Consider the following 385-nt stretch of genomic DNA (forward strand, 5'->3'; position numbering starts at 1 on the left):
CCCCTGGCCGATGCGCTCGTCGCCATAGGAATACCAGGCGCCGGACTTCTCGACCACGCCGGCCTTGACGCCGAGGTCGATCAGCTCGCCGACCTTCGAGATGCCCTCGCCATACATGATGTCGAACTCGACCTGCTTGAAGGGCGGGGCGACCTTGTTCTTGACGACCTTGACCTTGGTCGAGTTGCCCACGACCTCGTCGCGGTCCTTGATCGAACCCGTGCGGCGGATGTCCAGACGCACCGAAGCGTAGAACTTGAGCGCGTTGCCGCCCGTCGTCGTCTCGGGGTTGCCGAACATGACGCCGATCTTCATCCGGATCTGGTTGATGAAGATCACCATGCAGTTCGACCGGCCGATGCTGGCGGTCAGCTTGCGCATCGCC

General features: G+C 62.9%; 1 pseudogene. It reads right to left on the reverse strand.

From position 1 onward, the window contains the following. Positions 1–385: pseudogene (locus tag AB4091_RS21990) on the reverse strand (recombinase RecA); the annotation flags it as partial.

Source organism: Terrabacter sp. 2RAF25, assembly GCF_052115265.1.
Classification (GTDB): domain Bacteria; phylum Actinomycetota; class Actinomycetes; order Actinomycetales; family Dermatophilaceae; genus Terrabacter.